This window comes from Massilia sp. DJPM01 (genome assembly GCF_030348125.1).
GTDB classification, from domain to species: domain Bacteria; phylum Pseudomonadota; class Gammaproteobacteria; order Burkholderiales; family Burkholderiaceae_D; genus Telluria_A; species Telluria_A frigida.
Genome location: NZ_JAQOZV010000041.1, coordinates 1 through 15865 on the forward strand (window position 1 = coordinate 1; position 15865 = coordinate 15865).

Here is a 15865-nt window from a genome sequence, read left to right on the forward strand (position 1 = left end):
GTTTAACCGGATGTTGCGCGTGTGTGGCCGGATTAACCGGCATCGGCGGCGATCAGGAGTAAGATCGTCATAGTCAAACACCATGCGGAGGCACCATGCAAGATACCCTGACCGGCCCCGATTCCTTCCCTGAGGACGGCACCGCCGAAGCAGAAGCGATTCCGGGACGCGACCTGTTCATCGTCGCGACCTTCTTCACGCCGACCGATGCGCACCTGGCGCGCGGCTTCCTGGTCGCCGAGGGCATTCCCGCCGTCGTGGCCGACGCCAACCTGGCCCAGGCCAACCAGTTCCTGCTGCCGGCCATGGGCGGCGTGCGCGTGCTGGCGCCGGCCGAATACCTGCAGCAGGCGCAGGACCTGCTGGCTGCGCGCGAGCATGGCGATTACACCCTGAGCGACGACGCCGATGTCGGCCCGTCCGTCTAGGCGAAAGCGCCAGCGGTCGAGCGTCGCCATCCATCCTGGCACACGCGCTCGATTCGAGCGCGCCGATGGGCAAAAGCGAGCGCCGCACTGAACCAGATGGCGCGGGCGGCGTCCAAGGAGGTGAGATCACCTGCCGAGGAGTTGCCCATGAACGATTTTTTTGAAGCGCGCAACAAAAAGCTGATGCGCGACCTGCAAACCGCCGCGCTTAACGTGCTCGACCATAACCGGACTGAAGCGCTGTGCATGCCGATCGACGGCACCGACCCGGTGCTGTACGTGTTCGTGGGCGACGCCGCCGCCCTGGCGCGCCTGAGCGCCATCATCGACAGCGAGGGCGGTCCCATGAAGTTTTCCTAGGGAGGCGAATCAACGTAAAAAAACCCCTGAGCGGTTGAGGTCTCAGGGGTTTTAAGGCAAATCGTTATTTGCCGTGTTCGTGGTGGTGATAGGTGGACTTGAACCACCGACCCCAGCATTATGAATGCTGTGCTCTAACCAACTGAGCTATATCACCCGACAGACCAAGATTATAGAGATCTGCTTTTTGCGTGTCAAGGCCGTCTGCTTATTTTTGCTGTCGGGCCACAATCAAGTCCAGCATCTGCCCGGCAGGGTTGTCACTCAGGCAATCAATCACGACCCGTTCCGGCATCGAGCGCAGCCAGGTCAGCTGGCGCTTGGCCAGCTGGCGGGTGGCAATGATACCGGTTTCGCGCAGGGCGGCGCGGTCGATCTTGCCATCGAGATAATCCCAGGCCTGGCGGTAGCCCACGCAGCGCATCGACGGCAAGCCCGGATGCAGGTCGCCGCGCGCGCGCAGGCCGGCCACTTCGGCCACGATGCCGGCGTCGTCGCGCGCGCCCAGCATCTGGTCGAAGCGGGTGGCGATGCGCGCGTGCAGCACGCTGCGGTCCGATGGCTCCAGCCCGAACGAGAGCAGATCGAAGGGCAATTCGGTTTTTTCGCGTTTGGCCAGCAGTTCCGACATTGGTTTGCCCGACAGCGCGATGATTTCGAGCGCACGGTTGATGCGCTGGGCGTCGTTGGGCGCCAGCCGCTCGGCCGTTTGCGGATCGAGCGCGCGCAGCTTGTCGTGCATGCCGGGCCAGCCGATGACGGCCGCTTCGGCATCGAGCCGCACGCGCAGGGCCGGATCGGCCACCGGCAAGTCATCCAGGCCATCGGCCAGGCCCTTGAAATACATCATGGTCCCGCCGACCAGCAGCGCCAGGTTGCCGCGCGCGCTGATCTCGGCCACCAGGCGCAGCGTATCGTCGCGGAACTGGGCCACCGAATACGACTCGGCCGGATCGATGATGTCGATCAGGTGATGCGGCGCGCTGGCCAGTTCCTCGGGCGTGGGCTTGGCGGTGCCGATATCCATGCCGCGGTACACCAGCGCCGAATCGACCGAGATGATCTCGGCGGGGATGGCGCGCGCGATGGCCAGCGCGGCCGCAGTCTTGCCCGACGCGGTCGGGCCCATGATGGCAACGGCGAATGGTTTCATGAAGTGGCCCTCGTCACTGGCGTGGCGGTCATGCGCACCGACGCAAACACGGCCAGACCGAGCCCGCACGACATCAGCGCCAGCGGATACAGGCTGCCGTCGAAGCTCGCGCCGACGACGGTGCCGACGCCGAACGCCACGCACATATATAAAGCGCCCATCAAGCCGGCGGCGGTGCCGGCCTGCTGGGGGAAGGGCGAGACCGAACCCGATTGCGACACCGGAAAATTGATCCCGTGCGCGCCCATCGTCATGAACATGGCCAGCACCACCACGCTCCAATGCGCCAGGCCCGCGCCGACGGCGGCCAGGAACACCGCGCCGGCGGCCAGCGACAGGGTGCTGCCGATGCGCAGCGTGACGGCCGCGCCGAACAGCGGCAGCAGGCGGCGGCACACGATGGTGCCGGCCAGGTAGCCGGACACGCCGAGCGCGAAGCAGTAGCCGAACCACTCGGTCGGTACCCCGAGCACGCGGATCAGCACCAGCGAGGAACCGGAAATGAAGGCGAAGATCGATCCGAACGACAGCGCGCCGGGCAGGGCGTGCGCCCAGAATTCGCGCGCACCGAGCACCAGGCGGTAATTCGCCACGAGGCCACCGAACTCGGTCGCCCTGGGGTTTTTATGCGCATTGGTCTCGGGCAGGCGCAGCGCGACCGCCGCCAGCAGCAGCGCCGACAGGATCGACAGCGCCACGAACGCGGCGCGCCAGCCGAAGGCCACCTGGAGATAGGAGCCGAGAATGGGGCCGGTGAGGGGCGCAAGCGAAAGCCACGAGCTGGCGCGCGCGATCACGCGCACGCTGTCGGCCGGCGCATAGGCATCGCGCACGATCGCGCGCGCCACGATCACGCCCGAGCAGCAGCCCAGCGCCTGCAGGAAGCGCGCCACGATCAGCAGGCCGATATTGGGCGAGGCCGCGCACAGCAGGCTGGCCACCACGTACAGCGACAAGCCCCATAGCAGCACGGGGCGGCGTCCGAAGCGGTCCGACAGCGGGCCGATAATCAGCTGCGCGCCGCCGAAGCCGATCACGAACATCGACAAGGTCAGTTGCACGGTGGCGGCGGGCACGCCGAAGCCGGTGGCCAGACTCGGGAGCGACGCCAGGTACAAATCGGTGGACAGCGGCTGCAGCATCAGGAAACCGATGATCAGCAGGAGGATCGGGGCGTGCGCGTACTGCGCCAGCGGAGCGATGGTGTCGGTCTGGCGCATCGTCATTGACCGCGCAGGAACAGCTTGTCGAGCGAGGAGATATCGAGCTGCACCCAGGTCGGACGCCCGTGGTTGCACTGGTCGGCACGCTCGGTGCTTTCCATCTGGCGCAGCAGGGAATTCATTTCGGGCTGGTTCAGGATGCGGTTGGCGCGCACCGCCGTGTGGCAGGCCAGGGTCCCGAGCAACTCGTTGCGGCGCTCGATCAGCACGCGCGAGCCGCCGAATTCGCGCACATCGCGCAGCACGTCGCGCGCCAGCGTCTGGGCATCGGCGTTCTTGAGCAGGGCCGGCACCGAGCGCACCGCCAACGTGGTGGGCGACAGCGCCGCGATGTCGAAGCCGAGCGCCTGCAAGGTCTCGCGGTTCTCCTGGGCGGTGCCCACTTCCACCGCATCGGCGAAGAAGGTCACCGGGATCAGGAGCGCCTGGACCTGCATCTCCTGGCCGCCGACCTGCGCGTCGAGCGCGTTTTTCAGCTGTTCGTACAAGATGCGTTCGTGCGCGGCGTGCATGTCGACCAGCACCAGGCCCTTGGTGTTCTGGGCCAGGATATAGATACCGTGCAGCTGGGCCAGGGCGAAGCCGAGCGGATATTCATCGTTCGACATGCTCTGCGCCGGCGCGGTGTAGGACGTGACGGGCGCGCAGGCCGCATCGGTGCTGCCGGAAGCGCCGGAAAAAAGCGCGCCGTAGCTGTCCATCGTTTGCGCCACGCCGGGGCCGTCGTAGCGGCTGCCGGGCGGGTAGGGCGAGGGCGAATAGGTGGCCGAGAGCTGCGTGCCGAAACTGGTCTGCTCATGCTCGCGGCGCCAGGTCGACGCGCCGCCCACTTCAGCGGCCATTTGCGGCGCTGGCACGCTGCCGTGGTCCGTGGCCGAGGTCTTGGCCAGCGCGCGCTGGACCGCGTGGAACACAAACTGGTGCACCGCGCGGCTGTCGCGAAAGCGTACTTCGATTTTGGACGGGTGCACGTTGACGTCGACCAGCGAAGGGTCGAGGTCCAGCGCCAGCACGTAGGAAGGAAAACGGTCGCCGTGCAGCACATCCTGGTAGGCCGCGCGCACCGCGTGCACCAGCAGCTTGTCGCGCACGTAGCGCCCGTTCACGTAAAAGAACTGGCCATCGGCGCGCGCCTTGGACGCGGTGGGCAGCCCGGCATAGCCGTGCACGCGCAGGGGGCCGGCCGCTTCATCGATGGCCAGGCGCGCCTCGGCGAAATCGCTGCCGAGGATATGGGCGCTGCGGCGCGCCATCTCGCTCACGTTCCAGTGATCGATGGTGCGGCCGTTGTGCGACAGCGAAAAGGCCACGTCCGGGCGCGCCAGGGCGATGCGGCGCACCACTTCCGCGCAATGGCCGTATTCGGTCTGCTCCGATTTGAGGAACTTGCGCCGTGCCGGGGTGTTGAAGTACAGGTCCTGGACATCGATGGTGGTGCCGTGCGCGCCGGAGGACGGAGCGACGGTGCCGTGATGCGAGCCGACGATTTCCCAGGCGTGCGGGGCATCGGCGGTGCGCGAGGTGACCGAGACGGCGGCCACGGCTGCGATGGACGCGAGTGCCTCGCCGCGAAAGCCGAGTGTCGCCACGTTTTCGAGGTCGGTCAGGGAAGCGATCTTGGACGTGGCGTGGCGCGCCAGGGCGAGCGGCAGCTGGTCGGGCGCGATGCCGCGGCCGTTATCGGTGATCGCGATGCGTTTCACGCCGCCTTCTTCGAGGCGCACGGTGATCTGGGTGGCGCCGGCGTCGAGCGCGTTTTCCAGCAACTCCTTGACCACGGCCGACGGCCGTTCGACCACCTCGCCGGCGGCAATTTGCGAAATCAGCTGGTCGGGGAGGGCCTGGATCGGGCGGTGCGCGGAAATAGGAGCGTTCATGCGCGAATTATATCCCCTGCTCCCGCGATTGCCGCAGCGCTCTCCCGAGTTCCCATAACCTGAATCAAATTCCTACAACCGGGGTCTGACCTCTGACTTGCAATATTGTAAAACCGTGGCCGGTAAACTGTGAACAAACCGATTTTCCGCGATGTTGGCGCGATGAGCCTGCGAAGTATGGCGCAAATGCTACAGATTGTTGCCCAATCGGGGGAAGACCTCGTTTGGGCAATGAAAAAGTTTCAAGTCAGAGGTCAGACCCCGGTTGGGGAGGGGCTGTTGTGAAACGAAAAAGTTTCGAGTCAGAGCTCTGACCCCGGTTGGGAAATTAGAGCTCTGACCCCGGTTGGGGAGTTATTGCTGTTCGCGCACGGGGATGGGGGCGTTGCACAGGTCGAGGTGGCCGGCGGCGACCTTGGTCCAGGGGCCGCCACGGTTGCGCTGGGCTTCGAGCGCCGCTTTGTAGGCGGCGCTGTCGGTGCGCATCACTTCAAATTTGCTGCGCTCGGCTTGCGGCACGTCGGCCGCTACCTTGAACGAGGCGATCGGGACGTGCTGTTCGGGCTTGTCGTAAAACCCCATCGGCGCGGCGCCGCGCGGCAGGGTCGATAGCAGCGGCATGCCGGAAATGACGCGCCCCACCACCGTGATGTTGCGGTCCAGATGACGCGGGGCGTGCCCGATCACCACGTACAGCGAGGAGCCGCCGCCGCTGTCGGCGCCGTTGTCGCGCCCCACCCCGACCATGCCGTAGCAGTGGGTCAGCCAGGCCTGCCCCGATTTCGGGTCGCGCGCCGATGGAAAACCGTTCGAGTGCCCCACCCGCGGCGCATAGCCGTCGCGGTCGGGCAGGCGCGTGAAGTGGACGTCGTTTTTCATCGCTACCGTGAATTCGGCGGGCAGGGTAGCCTTGGCCGTTTTCATCGGGCGCGGATTCTTTTCGTCCGGGTCGCCCCATTGCACCACCCAGTTGTCCTGCGAGCGGATGATCGCCAGGCCGTCGAAGTAGTTTTCGCGCGCCAGCGTCTTGATGTTGGCCGCATGCCTGGGCGCGAACACCGGCGCCAGTTCGATGACCACCCGCCCGCCGGGGATATCCATATAGAGGGTGTTCTCGGGGTCGAGCGCGCGCCAGTCCGCTGGCGTCGATGCCTTGACCACGTCAGCCACCGTCGGCTTGGTCGCCAGTTCCCTGGCCGGCCGCGCAGCCTGCGCCGGCAGCACCAGGCTGCCCGCCGCCATGGCCGCCAGCAGGCTGGCCTTGTTTATTCCATGTAATACATCCATCTGTTGTCTCCAGGTCGGTTGCTGGCATGGCGTCCGCTGCGCCGCTCGCGACAATTGTAAACCGCAAGATGGCCAGTGAGGAAACTTCCGGGGCGCCTCGATTTCTTGCTGTCCCCCCGCCAGCGGATACAATTTTTGACACCGAGTGATGTTATGATGCGGCGCTACCTTTTAGGATATTTATGGATCTGATGCAATTCTTCGACATGATTCTGCATGTCGATAAGACGCTTGGGGTGTTGCTGGCCAAGTATGGTGTCTATGTTTACGCCGTCCTGTTTGCCATCGTGTTTTGCGAAACCGGCCTGGTAGTGCTGTTCTTTTTTCCCGGCGATACACTCTTGTTCATCGCGGGCGCGGCCTGCGTCAGCGGCCAGCTCGATTATTGGGTCCTGATCACCTTGCTGATCACCGCCGCCGTCACCGGCAATACCCTCAATTACTGGATCGGCGAAGCCATCGGGCAGCGGGTGTTTACCCATAATTACCGCTGGATCAACAAGGATGCCATGCGCCGCACCCACGATTTCTTCGAGAAGCACGGCGGCAAGACCATCATCCTGGCGCGCTTCGTGCCGGTGGTGCGCACCTTCGCGCCGTTCGTGGCCGGGGTATCGGACATGACGCATGCGCGTTTCCAGTTGTATAACTTCGCCGGCGCGGCCATCTGGGTGATCAGCCTGGTGACGGCGGGATTCTTCTTTGGCAATTTGCCTATCGTGCGCGACAACCTGACCCTCATCGTCCTGCTCGGCGTGAGCGCGGCCATCGTGCCGCTGGCGCTCGGCGGTTTGTGGAAAGTCAGCCGCAAGATGCTCAGCCGTTAAGCGACGGCCATCGCCATCCCCCATCGGCGAGAGATTTTCGCGCCGATGTTGCTTTATGGACTCAAGTTTCCGCGCGCACCCGCCGATAACCAGACTGTATTTCTACTTTCTGGAACATCATGCGCAACCTGATCGCCCTCTTTGCTTGCAGTTTGGCCATCTCGACGGCAAGCGCCAACGATCCTCCCGCCGCCGCCCACGCTGCCGCGTCCAAACCGGCGGCGTCCAAGCCGGCAGCCGCCGAGCCCGCCAAGGAGCCGGCCGCCGCCAAGCCCTCGGCCAAGGCGGCCGCCGCCCAGGCGCTGAGCGAGGCCGATGCCGAAGCCGAACTGTCGGCCAAGATCGCCGCCCGCCTGGCCGTCATGCGCGCCAACCAGGCGGCCCGTGTGGCCGCCGCCGCCAAGGCCAAAAAGGCGGCCGTCACGCGCCGCGAAGCCGTCGCCGCGATCACCCAGCCGCCGCCGGCGCGCCCCTTCCACAGCGACCACTGGTCGTATGAAGGCGAAACCGGGCCGGCCAACTGGGGCAAGATCAATTCGGCCTGGGCCAAGTGCGATACCGGCACCCGCCAGTCGCCGATCGACCTGCGCGATGGCATGAAGGTCGACCTGGAGCAGATCAGCTTCGATTACAAGCCGTCGGGCTTCAGCGTGGTCGATAACGGCCATACCGTGCAGGTGACGGTCGGCGGCGGTAATTTCATCACGGTGCAGAACCGCTCCTACGAGCTGCTGCAGTTCCACTTCCATCGCCCGTCCGAGGAGCGCGTCAACGGCAAGGGTTTCGAGATGGTGGTGCACATGGTGCACAAGGACCCGGAGGGCAAGCTGGCGGTGCTGGCGGTGCTGCTCGAACGCGGCAAGGGGAACAATCTGATCCAGACGGTGTGGAACAATCTGCCGCTGGAAAAGCTCGATGTCGTCAATCCGAACGTGGTGCTCGATGTGGCCGACATGCTGCCGCAGCGCCGCGATTACTTCACGTTCATGGGCTCGCTCACCACGCCGCCTTGCAATGAAGGCGTGCTGTGGCTGGTGATGAAGCAGCCGATGCAGGCGTCGCCGGCCCAGATGGCGCTGTTTTCCCGCATGTATCCGCTCAACGCCCGGCCGCTTCAATCGAGCGCCGGACGCATGATCAAGGAATCGAACTAAGGCTTATTGCGTCTCGATGCGGACCTGGTGCGCACCGCGCCAGGCCGCGCCCGGGGCCAGCGTCAAGGGCGCGATCAGGGCCGGTTCGATGCACACGAAGCGCTGGTACTCGGCATCATCCATGTCGTTCAGCGCGGCCGCGTCGAGCGCGCCCGGGTTCCACACCACCGCGTCGCCAAAGCCGCTTTGCGCAAGGTGCAGGGTGGTGCCGCCATCGGCGAGCGTCATGGCGCCGTCGATGCCCTGGAAGATATGATCGAATTTGTCATCGATGCGCAGCAAGCCTTCCTGCACCCCGCCGATGCGCACCCGCGCCAGCTGGCCGACCGAAAAATAGGTGTGCAGGGCGGCCGAAAACGCAAAGGCGTCAAGGCCCGTATTGCGCACCTCGAACGCCAGCGCCAGCACGGCGCCATGTACTTCCACCCGCAGCGTCAGCGCGAAGCCGTGCGGCCAGGCTTGCGCCAGCGCCGGCGCCAGGTCGCCATGTTCCAGCGCGAAGACGGCAAACGCGGCGCCATCGTGCGCACCGCTGTCCTGCAAGCGCCAGGTGGCCACGCGCGCGAAGCCATGCCGCATGCCGGTACCACGTTCGGCGAACTGGGGGAAGATCAGCGGCACGCCGCCGCGAATCGCCCGGCTGCCGTCGAGTGCCGACTTCGCGCTGCAAAACAGGCGCTCGGCGCCATCGGCACCCTGCCACGACACCAGGTGCGCGCCGTACAGCGTGACGATGGCCTGGGCGCCGTCGGCGCTGCGCATGCGTACGGCCGGCAGTTGGCCGTACTCGGCCATCTCGATTGTGTTCATGGATTGGTTCACGTCTGGCGGCCCTTGGCCAGCGGCGGATTGGCCGCGAAATAGCGCTTGATGCCCTTGGTGATGGCGGCTGCGATCTGGTCCTGGTAGCCGTTGTCGCGCAGCTTGGCTTCTTCTTCGGGGTTCGAAATGAAGGCCGTCTCGATCAGGATCGAGGGGATGTCGGGCGCTTTCAGCACCGCGAAGCCGGCTTGTTCGACCGAGCCTTTGTGCAGGCGCGCGATGCCGCTGATTTCGCCCAGCACCGCTTTGCCGAGTTTCATGGAGTCGTTGATCTGGGCCGTCGTCGACAGGTCCAGCAGCACGCTGGCGATCTGCTTGTCGTGGCTCTGCATGTTTACGCCGCCGATGGCGTCGGCCAGGTTTTCCTTGTTGGCGAGCCAGCGCGCGGCGGTCGAGGTGGCGCCTTTTTCGGACAGCACGAACACCGACGAGCCGCGCGCGGTCGGCAGCATGAAGGCGTCGGCGTGGAGCGACACGAACAGGTCGGCCTGCACCTTGCGCGCTTTTTCGACGCGCACGCCGAGCGGCACGAAGTAGTCGCCGTCGCGCGTGAGCATGACGCGCATGTTGGGCTGCTCTTCGAGCTTGAATTTGAGCCGTTTGGCGATCGCCAGCACGATGTCTTTTTCGCGCGTGCCGGACGCGCCGATCGCGCCCGGGTCTTCGCCGCCGTGGCCGGGGTCGAGCGCGATGGTCATCATGCGCACCACCTTGCCGCCCTTGCCGCCCTTGTCGGCCTTCGAGGCGGCCACGCGCGGCGGGTCGGGACGCACCGGGGCCGGCTCGGGCAGTTCTGTTTTCGGCACGGGGGCAGGCGGCGGCGCGGCTGGCTGGGCCAGCACCGGTCCGGCCGGCGGTACGATCACCGGAGCTGGCGGCGTTACGATGGGCGCGGGCGGCACGGTAGCCGGCGCGGTAGCCGGCGCGGTAGCCGGCGCGGTAGCCGCTGGCGTTGCCGCAAGCGGCGGCCTGGGCGCGGGCGCCGGCATTTCCGGGCTGCCCGGCGGCGCGTCGGCGCGCGACCACTCGCCTTTTTCGATCATCGCCGCGATCGGGTCGACCGCCTTGACCGGATACAGATCGAAAATCAGGCGGTGCTTGTAGCTGCCGACCGGCGCCAGCGTAAACACTTGCGGCTTGATTTCTTCTTTCAGGTCGAACACCAGGCGCACCACGTTGGGCCGGTTCTGGCCCACCCGCACCTGCTTGATGTACGGGTCGCCCGACTGGATCTTGGCCACCAGGCTTTTCAGGGTCGGATTGAGTTCCAGCCCTTCGATGTCGACCACCAGGCGCTGCGGGTCGGGCACGGTGAAGTGGGTGACTTTGAGGTCGCTGTCGTTTTCCAGCGTGACGCGGGTGTAGTCGGCGGCCGGCCAGACCCGCACCGCGAGAATTTGCGCGGCGGCGGCGGGCAGGACGGGAAACACGGAAAGCAGCAGGGTGCCGCCAGCTTTCAGGATGGTGCGCCGGGTTACTGGTCCCGGAATCAAAGGTTTGGTGCGAAAGTAAGGCGGTTGAGGCATAGCAAACCCAGGTCGGACAACGCTTGCAATTCTACATCACGGCCGAGTCCGGCAACGTGAAGGAATACACTCAGGTCGGGCGGCGGCAGTACCGGATCGGCTTTTTCCGGCCATTCGACGATGCAGATGTTGTCCCCATTGAATTCTTCGCGAAAACCGGCGTCCAGGAATTCTTCGGCACTGCCCATGCGGTACAGGTCGAAATGGATGACATTCACCGCGCGCCCGTCGAGCTTGATGCTGTAGGGCTCGGACAAGGTGTAGGTCGGGCTCTTGACGGTGCCCGCGTGGCCGGCCGCGTGCAGCAGGGCGCGGGTGAGGGCGGTCTTGCCGGCGCCAAGGTCGCCGTGCAGGTGGATGGCCAGGCCCGGCAGCAGGGCGCGCGCCAGTGCGGCGCCCAGGGCGGCGGTGCCGGCTTCGTCGTGGAGATGGGCTTTGAAGTGCTGCATGGAATAGAATGTGGTCTGTAATGTTTGTCAGTCCCCCGATTGTACTCCCGCCTACCATGCTTTCTTCTCACGCCGAACCCGATTTGTCCGCATTGGCGCACTCCATCAAGCGCTGGGGGGCGGAACTGGGCTTTGCCGACGTGCGCATCAGCGACGCCGACCTGTCGCATGCGGAAGCGGGCTTGCAAGCCTGGCTGGACGCGGGCCGCCATGGCGAGATGGAGTACATGGCCAGCCACGGCATGAAGCGGGCCCGTCCCGCCGAACTGGTGCCGGGCACGGTGCGGGTCATCAGTGCGCGCATGGATTACCTGCCCACGGCCACCCCGGACGATTGGCGCGAGCGCGAAGCGGCGCGCCTGCGCGACCCGGGCGCGGCCGTCATTTCGATCTATGCGCGTGGACGCGACTATCACAAGGTGCTGCGCAGCCGCCTGCAGCAGCTGGCCGAGCGCATCGAGCGCGAGACCGGGCAGCTGGGCTTCCGGGTGTTTACCGACTCGGCGCCGGTCATGGAATTGCCGCTGGCCGAAAAGGCCGGCATCGGCTGGCGCGGCAAGCACACCCTGATTCTCAATCGCGATGCCGGCTCGATGTTTTTCATCGGCGAGATCCTGGTCGACGTGGCGCTGCCGGTCGATGCGCCGGCCAGCGCCCACTGCGGCCAGTGCAGCGCGTGCATCACGGCCTGCCCGACCCAGGCGATCCTGGCGCCCGGACGGCTCGATGCGCGCCGCTGCATTTCCTACCTGACCATTGAATTGAAAAACAGCATTCCGGAAGAGCTGCGCCCCCTGATTGGCAACCGCGTGTACGGCTGCGATGATTGTCAGACAGCGTGCCCGTGGAATAAGTTCGCGCAGCGCGCCGTGGTGCCCGATTTCGATGAACGCAATGAACTCGGCAGTGCGGATATGGCGAGTTTGTTCGGCTGGAGCGAGGAGGAGTTCGGGCGCCGCCTGGAGGGCAGTCCGATCCGGCGCATCGGGCACGAGCGCTGGCTGCGCAATCTGGCGGTGGGGCTGGGCAATGCGGCCGCGGGCAGCCGTGGCGATGCGCGCATCGTGGCGGCCTTGCAGGCGCGCGCGGACCATGCCTCGCCGATGGTGCGCGAGCACGTGGCGTGGGCGTTGAAGCGGCATGCTCAATAGCCACCGCCGTTCCCCTACAAGCGCTTCAACCTCGCCGCCGACCAGTCGCTATCCATCGACACCATTGCCACGCCGGTCACCCCTTGCTCCTTGGCCCATGCGAAAATGCTATCGCGGGTGATGTCGGTGGCTTTCGGCGCGCTCGGCTTGAGGTAGGCAACCCACAGCGACCCCTTTTCGCCCAGCCGCTCCAGTGCGGCCGGAAACCATTTTTCAAGCTCAGCCTGGTTCAGCGCGAACACCAGCACCACATCCGCCGGTCCTTCGTCATCGTTGATCAAGCTCTTCGGCAACTGTTCCATCATGGCGGCATGCACCGCGCCATTGAAGACCGCCAGTGACTTGGCAGTCTTCAGGTACATCTTGTCGGCTATCGTCTTTTCGCTCATCGGATGGTACCCAGATTGAATTAGGAAGCGAAATTATGCTACCAGTGTTTGACCCGGGTACGCACCATTGCGTTCAATGTCATTTTGAGTAAATTGTTCAATTTCTTCCCGGCCAGCCTTGCCGAAGCGGTCCCACAGGCGGTCATGGAAGGGCAGGACGATGACGTTGAGCACCGGTTCGATCAGCGCCGCCAGCCCGCCGAAGGCCAGCGAGCCGCTGGCCCAGGCCATCACCCCGAAGGCAAGCGCGATGTGCAGGCCGGTCTGGCTGAGCTTTTCCAGGGCCAGCGCCAGCATGCGGGCGCGCGCCGTGCGTGCCAGTCCGGCCAGCGCATGCCAGGCTTTTTCGTGCAGCGGCAGCAGCGCCACGTTGAGCACCGGCTCGATGACGGCGGCCAGACCGCCCAGCGCGATCGAGCCCGTCATCAGCCAGGTCAGGGCGAAGGCGATCGCCATGTGGGTGGCGACCCTGCTCGTCGTTTTTGCCGCTGCCCTGACCATGATGCCATCCTTCCTGTTGCGTGACCGATTATTGAATGATAATCGTTCGCATTTGGAAAAGACAGTTGATTCTACATGTCGGCGCGATAGTGCGCGGCGATGAGCCGGCTATTTGAGCAGGCCGGCCAGTTCCACCGCCGTCTTGACCTGCATTTTGTCGAAGATGTGGGCGCGGTGCACTTCCACCGTGCGCATGCTGATGCCGAGCTGGTCGGCGACGACCTTGTTCATCTTGCCGGCCAGGATCAGGTCCAGCACTTCGCGTTCGCGCGCCGACAGGCTGGCCAGGCGCGCCTGCACCAGCGCGCTGGCGCCCGCCTGGCGCGACAGGGCCAGCGCTTCCTCGACCCGGTCCATCAGGCGGTTGCCGTCGAACGGCTTTTCAAAGAAGTCGAAGGCGCCGCGTTTCAGGCTGTCGACCGCCATCGGCACGTCGCCGTGGCCGGTGAGGAAGATGACGGGCAGGCGCGCGGTCAGGCCGCGCGCGACCAATTGGTCGAACACGGCCACCCCGTTCAGGTCGGGCATGCGCACGTCGAGCAGCAGGCAGTCGCCGTGCGCGTCGAAGCGGCCCGCGGCCTGCTCCAGGAAAAGGTGGGCGCTGGCGTGCCCGCAGGCGTCAATCCCGCGGGAGCGCGCCAGCCAGACGAGGGAGTCGCGCAGGACGTCCTCGTCATCGACGATATGCAACATGGGAGTCTCCGGTTTTTCGCGTAGTCTACCCCAGCGGCGCCGCTTGCGCCGGCAAGCTGAAGCTGAAGATGGTGCCGCCGTCCGGATTGGCGGCGTGTTTCAGGCTGCCGCCGTGAAATTCGACGGCGCTGCGGCAGACCGACAAACCCATCCCCATGCCGTCGGGCTTGGTCGAGAAAAAGCGCGAAAACAAGCGCTCGGCCACCTCGGGCGCGATGCCGTGGCCCTGGTCGCTCACGGCCACGCACACCTGGCCCTGCTCGTGGGTGGCGCTGATGCGCAGCAGGCGCCGCCCGGGGGGAGTGTCTTGCATCGCTTCGATGCCGTTGCGCGTCAGGTTCAGCAAGACTTGTTCGAGCATCATGCGGTCCGCGCTGACGCAGGGCAGGTCGGGCGCGATTTGGGTGTCGATGAGCACGTAAAACTGGCGCGCCTGGAGTTCGATCAGGGCGTAAATGCCGTCGACCAGGGCCTGGATGCCGATCTGCTGGCGCTGCGGTTCGCGCTTTTTGACGAATTCGTGCACGCTGCGGATGATTTGCCCGGCGCGCTGGGCTTGCAGGCTGGCTTGTTCCAGCGCCGGTTGCAGCAGGCCGGCGTCGACCGCCTGGCCGCAGGCCTGGGCACGCCCCAGCACGTTCAGGGCCCCGGTGGTGTAGCTGGCAATGGCGGCCAGCGGCTGGTTCAGCTCGTGCGCCAGCATCGATGAAATCTCGCCCATGGTGGCCAGGCGCGCGCTCGCTTGCAGCTTTTCCTGCTGTTGGCGGTTGAGTTCTTCGACGCGCTTCAAGTCCGAAATGTCGAGAATCGAACTCATCCAGCCGGTCTGGCGCCCATCGCTGTCGACCAGCGGGGCTTCGAAAATGAGCACCGGCACGCGCACGCCATCGCTGCGCTGGAAAATGGTTTCGAACTGCTGGGTCGCTTCGCCGGCCAGCACGGCGGCGAAGCGCTGCTGGTAGACCGCCATCGCTTCCGGCGCCCAGTAGGGCATGGGCGGGGTCTTGCCGAGCAACTCCTCGGGCGGCAGGCCGACCATCTGGCAAAAGGCCGGGTTGACGTAGGTGACGCGCCCTTCCAGGTCGCGCGCGCGCAAGCCGGTGACCAGGGAATTTTCCATGGCCGTGCGAAACGCCATCTGCTGGCGCAGCGCGCCTTCGGCCGCCAGCCGGCGCGCGATGTGGCGCCACAGCGCCGCCAGGCTGGCCACCAGCCCGAGCGCCAGCAGCACCACCGAACCGACCAGCAGGTTGGGCAGCAGGCGCGGTTCGCTCTTGACGCTGTCGGTGGCCAGCATGACCGAGGCGCCCGTCAGGTCGAGCGCGCGCTTGTGGGTGTACACCCCGCGCCCGGGACCGGCGGCGGCGCGCTTGGCCAGCAGCGCATCGTCGCGGTCGAGCAGGGAGATGGCGTTATCCTGGGCGAACCACCAGGGCACGGTTTCGTCGAGCAAGATCTTGAGGTCGACCGTGGCCACCAGGCTGCCCAGGTAGCGGCCGTCGCGAAACAGCGGCAGGTGGTAGTCGAGCAGGCGCTGGGCCGGCACGGCGCCGGCATACGGTTCGGCGTAGCGCCCCTGGCGGCCGGCGCGCGCCATCTCGGCGGCGTCGCGCGCGGGCGCGCGCAGCAGCTGGGCGCCGGGCGCCGCGCTCGATGCCAGCAGGCGCGCATCGGCGTCGAACCAGCGCACCTGCTCCAGTTCGTGGCCGAGCTTGAGCATGGTGGCCAGGCGCGCCTGCAAGGCCGCCGCGCCGAGCTTGCCCTCGACCAGCTCGGCGCCCAGCGCCGCCAGCGCTTCCTCGTTGCGGGTCAGCTCGAAGCGGATGGTTTGCTCGACCCACAAGGTGTCGGCGATCAATTGTTCCTGGCGCTCGGTGGATTCCATCTGGCGCGCCTGCCATGGCAGCCAGAACAGCACCGCCAGAAACAACAGTACCAGCAGCACCGGCAGCAGCCAGCGCCAGGGGCCGCCGAGCATGAAAAGCGGACGCGTGGGCTTGGAAGTGGAATTCATGGCACAAAGTG

Annotated in this window: 16 protein-coding genes and 1 tRNA gene; 5 read left to right on the forward strand and 12 right to left on the reverse strand. The window is 65.8% G+C overall.

The window, feature by feature from the left end:
• The first annotated feature begins 95 nt into the window (after positions 1-95).
• Together PO883_RS23010 and PO883_RS23015 are read left to right on the forward strand one after the other, a co-directional pair.
• Positions 96-428, forward strand: a complete 333-nt coding sequence (locus tag PO883_RS23010) for a putative signal transducing protein (protein WP_289311821.1) — start codon at positions 96-98, stop codon at positions 426-428.
• A 147-nt stretch (positions 429-575) separates the two neighbouring features.
• Positions 576-788, forward strand: coding sequence for a hypothetical protein (locus PO883_RS23015; protein WP_289311822.1), 213 nt, complete (start codon positions 576-578; stop codon positions 786-788).
• Positions 789-868: 80 nt separating this feature from the next.
• Here the strand turns inward: PO883_RS23015 and PO883_RS23020 are convergent.
• The 5 genes from PO883_RS23020 to PO883_RS23040 form a co-directional block, all read right to left on the reverse strand.
• Positions 869-945 (reverse strand) — tRNA-Met (locus PO883_RS23020).
• A 51-nt stretch (positions 946-996) separates the two neighbouring features.
• Positions 997-1941, reverse strand: a complete 945-nt coding sequence (gene miaA, locus PO883_RS23025) for a tRNA (adenosine(37)-N6)-dimethylallyltransferase MiaA (RefSeq protein ID WP_289311823.1) — start codon at positions 1939-1941, stop codon at positions 997-999.
• Positions 1938-3167 carry a multidrug effflux MFS transporter gene (locus PO883_RS23030; protein WP_289311824.1) on the reverse strand — a complete coding sequence of 410 codons (1230 nt, stop codon included), beginning with the start codon at positions 3165-3167 and terminating at the stop codon, positions 1938-1940. The genes miaA and PO883_RS23030 overlap by 4 nt, the downstream gene beginning before the upstream one ends.
• On the reverse strand, positions 3164-5041 hold the full coding sequence (gene mutL / locus PO883_RS23035; protein WP_289311825.1) for a DNA mismatch repair endonuclease MutL: 1878 nt from the start codon (positions 5039-5041) through the stop codon (positions 3164-3166). The genes PO883_RS23030 and mutL overlap by 4 nt, the downstream gene beginning before the upstream one ends.
• A 354-nt stretch (positions 5042-5395) precedes the next feature.
• Positions 5396-6328, reverse strand: a complete 933-nt coding sequence (locus PO883_RS23040; protein WP_289311826.1) for a peptidylprolyl isomerase — start codon at positions 6326-6328, stop codon at positions 5396-5398.
• A gap of 182 nt (positions 6329-6510) precedes the next feature.
• On the opposite strand from PO883_RS23040, the gene PO883_RS23045 reads away from it, so the two are divergent.
• Together PO883_RS23045 and PO883_RS23050 are read left to right on the forward strand one after the other, a co-directional pair.
• Positions 6511-7155 carry a VTT domain-containing protein gene (locus tag PO883_RS23045; RefSeq protein ID WP_167087057.1) on the forward strand — a complete coding sequence of 215 codons (645 nt, stop codon included), beginning with the start codon at positions 6511-6513 and terminating at the stop codon, positions 7153-7155.
• Between the two features lie 119 nt (positions 7156-7274).
• The gene (locus PO883_RS23050; protein ID WP_289311827.1) at positions 7275-8309 is read left to right on the forward strand and encodes a carbonic anhydrase; all 1035 of its coding nucleotides are present in this window, start codon (positions 7275-7277) and stop codon (positions 8307-8309) included.
• A gap of 3 nt (positions 8310-8312) precedes the next feature.
• Here the strand turns inward: PO883_RS23050 and PO883_RS23055 are convergent, their stop codons facing one another.
• The 3 genes from PO883_RS23055 to tsaE are packed head-to-tail and all read right to left on the reverse strand — an operon-like array spanning position 8313 to position 11106.
• Positions 8313-9119: a D-hexose-6-phosphate mutarotase gene (locus tag PO883_RS23055; protein ID WP_289311828.1), complete on the reverse strand. Its 807-nt coding sequence runs from the start codon at positions 9117-9119 to the stop codon at positions 8313-8315.
• Between the two features lie 8 nt (positions 9120-9127).
• Positions 9128-10657, reverse strand: coding sequence for an N-acetylmuramoyl-L-alanine amidase (locus PO883_RS23060; protein WP_289311829.1), 1530 nt, complete (start codon positions 10655-10657; stop codon positions 9128-9130).
• On the reverse strand, positions 10621-11106 hold the full coding sequence (tsaE, locus tag PO883_RS23065; protein WP_289311830.1) for a tRNA (adenosine(37)-N6)-threonylcarbamoyltransferase complex ATPase subunit type 1 TsaE: 486 nt from the start codon (positions 11104-11106) through the stop codon (positions 10621-10623). The genes PO883_RS23060 and tsaE overlap by 37 nt, the downstream gene beginning before the upstream one ends.
• Before the next feature lie 56 nt (positions 11107-11162).
• On the opposite strand from tsaE, the gene queG reads away from it, so the two are divergent.
• Positions 11163-12257, forward strand: a complete 1095-nt coding sequence (queG, locus tag PO883_RS23070; protein ID WP_289311831.1) for a tRNA epoxyqueuosine(34) reductase QueG — start codon at positions 11163-11165, stop codon at positions 12255-12257.
• Between the two features lie 14 nt (positions 12258-12271).
• On the opposite strand, the gene PO883_RS23075 is transcribed toward queG, so the two are convergent.
• From PO883_RS23075 to PO883_RS23090, 4 genes are all read right to left on the reverse strand, one after another.
• Positions 12272-12646 carry a DUF3052 family protein gene (locus tag PO883_RS23075; RefSeq protein ID WP_289311832.1) on the reverse strand — a complete coding sequence of 125 codons (375 nt, stop codon included), beginning with the start codon at positions 12644-12646 and terminating at the stop codon, positions 12272-12274.
• Positions 12647-12679: 33 nt separating this feature from the next.
• Positions 12680-13147 carry a DUF2061 domain-containing protein gene (locus PO883_RS23080; RefSeq protein ID WP_289311833.1) on the reverse strand — a complete coding sequence of 156 codons (468 nt, stop codon included), beginning with the start codon at positions 13145-13147 and terminating at the stop codon, positions 12680-12682.
• A 108-nt stretch (positions 13148-13255) separates the two neighbouring features.
• On the reverse strand, positions 13256-13840 hold the full coding sequence (locus tag PO883_RS23085) for a response regulator transcription factor (RefSeq protein ID WP_167087065.1): 585 nt from the start codon (positions 13838-13840) through the stop codon (positions 13256-13258).
• Positions 13841-13865: 25 nt separating this feature from the next.
• Complete coding sequence (locus PO883_RS23090) at positions 13866-15854, reverse strand: PAS domain S-box protein (RefSeq protein WP_289311834.1); 1989 nt, start codon at positions 15852-15854, stop codon at positions 13866-13868.
• Positions 15855-15865 lie beyond the last annotated feature (11 nt).